The organism is Brenneria salicis ATCC 15712 = DSM 30166 (genome assembly GCF_003315515.1).
GTDB lineage: Bacteria > Pseudomonadota > Gammaproteobacteria > Enterobacterales > Enterobacteriaceae > Brenneria > Brenneria salicis.
Genome location: NZ_QNRY01000088.1, coordinates 1 through 1,778 on the forward strand (window position 1 = coordinate 1; position 1,778 = coordinate 1,778).

The following is a 1,778-nucleotide window of genomic DNA, read 5'->3' on the forward strand; positions in this document are numbered from 1 at the left end:
AACAGCAAGTTAATCGTGAGCATGATCCCGAGTCCGGGCACCACCATTTCTTTTTTATGCTTTCTTATGAATCCCTATATATCTTAAATTCAATAGGTTAGCGTAAGAACCCTTTCCGATACGTTTTGATTTATCCCTAGGTATCCGGAAAATGTGGGGTCAAATTGCGGGTCATTCAGTTCGATGAATGGAGAGACCCTCACATGGCTCTGACTGACAGTAAAATCCGCGCTGCTAAATCCTTCGTAAAATCCTACAAAATCACCGATGCCCACGGTCTGTATCTACTGGTATCAACCAGCGGCTCGCGTCTGTGGTATTTCCGCTACAGCTTCGGCGGCAAAGAATCCCGCCTGGCTTTAGGCGCCTATCCGCAGGTAACGCTGGCGGAGGCTCGCGAAAAGCGCGACGCTGCCCGCAAGCTGCTGGCCTCCGGCATCTGTCCTTCACTGCCCCGTGAATCCGAAAAAACCGCTGTAGACAAAACCCGCACCTTTAAACACATCGCAATCTCGTGGTCAGCGGTGAAAATAACACCTGAAACTGATGCTGGTATCATTTCCTGAATAATAACAGCCATCTCCGGTTGAAGAATGACATAACCATTTCTGTAACTATAATCGATTGCTCTGTCGCTATAAAGTGACGCCCAGCATGCAAGAATTTTGTTGGGAATATCTTCGGGTGACACATTTAAATAGCTTTCAAATTGCCCTGCCCAGCTTTTCGCTGTCCCGTCTTCAACCGTTGCCGATGAGCGTATAGCAATATTTTCACAGCTCATTTTTTTATGTTTTTATTAATACTTTCCACTAATGATTTGTTTATTTTTGATGATAATATTTTTTCTTTTAATAAACCTGATTTTATCTTTGCGGCGGATAAATTATCATTTTTCAAGTCACGAATAATATTTTTTATATCATCACTCAATTCGCACTCAATGATATGCGCATTTAAAGCTTTAGTTGTGACAACGCAGGTTTTAGGAATATTAAAACCTAATTTTGATGATTCACACAAGCCATTAAATTTACCGCCGGTTATTTTTTTGTCAAACTCTCCTGAACTTAATATCTCTATGTTACTCATTTATATCACCTGAATTTATTTCTTTGGCGAAAGTTGATTCTTTGATTATTTTTTCTATTTCCGAAACCCATTCATTCAAACTGAGAGAAACTTTTTTCTCTCCCACTAAAAAACCTAATATATCATTTGAGTTAAGTTCCTTTTTCTCTTCATCAATATCTGTTCCTTCTTCACAGTACAATGTTGAAATGTTCATCAAGTCATTTACTCGCGCACTAAGCATATTTGTGTCAACAGGATCATAAAAAACAAAGCTGGCGAAGGTATTATTATTCTGCAAAGATGAATACTCAGGTATTACATGTTTTGGGATAAATGCTCCTTTAATTGTTTTAGTTAGCATATCAACTCCAGTGGCGCATTTTACCAGCTGCCAGATAAAGTCACCCGCAGTTCTATTATTAATTTCAATTAACTTAATACCATTTTTTGTTATTCTTGCTTCTATGTGGCAAGGGCCATGGTTGTAACCAATTTCGTTCAACAACTCATGACAGAACTGTTCTAACATAGTGTACTCTTCCTGTGTGACATCTGGCGCAGGGAATATATGTTTTTGTTCAGCTAAATAACTGCGCCTAATAGTAGATCACTGAAGGGAACTCAATCCGGTTTGAGCGATCTGATCAATCGCCAAATCAAAACAAATCACCAACCGGACTGAGTTATGCCGATCATAGCATTCA

The 1,778-nt window shown here is 39.5% G+C and carries 2 protein-coding genes and 2 pseudogenes; 1 reads left to right on the plus strand and 3 read right to left on the minus strand.

The features are described 5' to 3' along the window. Positions 1-203: 203 nt before the first annotated feature. Positions 204-551: pseudogene (locus DES54_RS18390) on the plus strand (Arm DNA-binding domain-containing protein); the annotation flags it as partial. A 20-nt stretch (positions 552-571) separates the two neighbouring features. Here the strand turns inward: DES54_RS18390 and DES54_RS19315 are convergent. The 3 genes and pseudogenes from DES54_RS19315 to DES54_RS18405 form a co-directional block, all read right to left on the minus strand. Continuing rightward, positions 572-784: pseudogene (locus DES54_RS19315) on the minus strand (PEP/pyruvate-binding domain-containing protein); the annotation flags it as partial. Continuing rightward, positions 781-1,092 (minus strand): PEP/pyruvate-binding domain-containing protein, encoded by a 312-nt coding sequence (locus DES54_RS19130; RefSeq protein WP_113869806.1) that lies wholly within the window; start codon positions 1,090-1,092, stop codon positions 781-783. The gene DES54_RS19130 and the pseudogene DES54_RS19315, both read right to left, overlap by 4 nt. Then, positions 1,085-1,675, minus strand: coding sequence for an ATP-grasp domain-containing protein (locus tag DES54_RS18405; protein ID WP_113869808.1), 591 nt, complete (start codon positions 1,673-1,675; stop codon positions 1,085-1,087). The genes DES54_RS19130 and DES54_RS18405 overlap by 8 nt, the downstream gene beginning before the upstream one ends. Positions 1,676-1,778 lie beyond the last annotated feature (103 nt).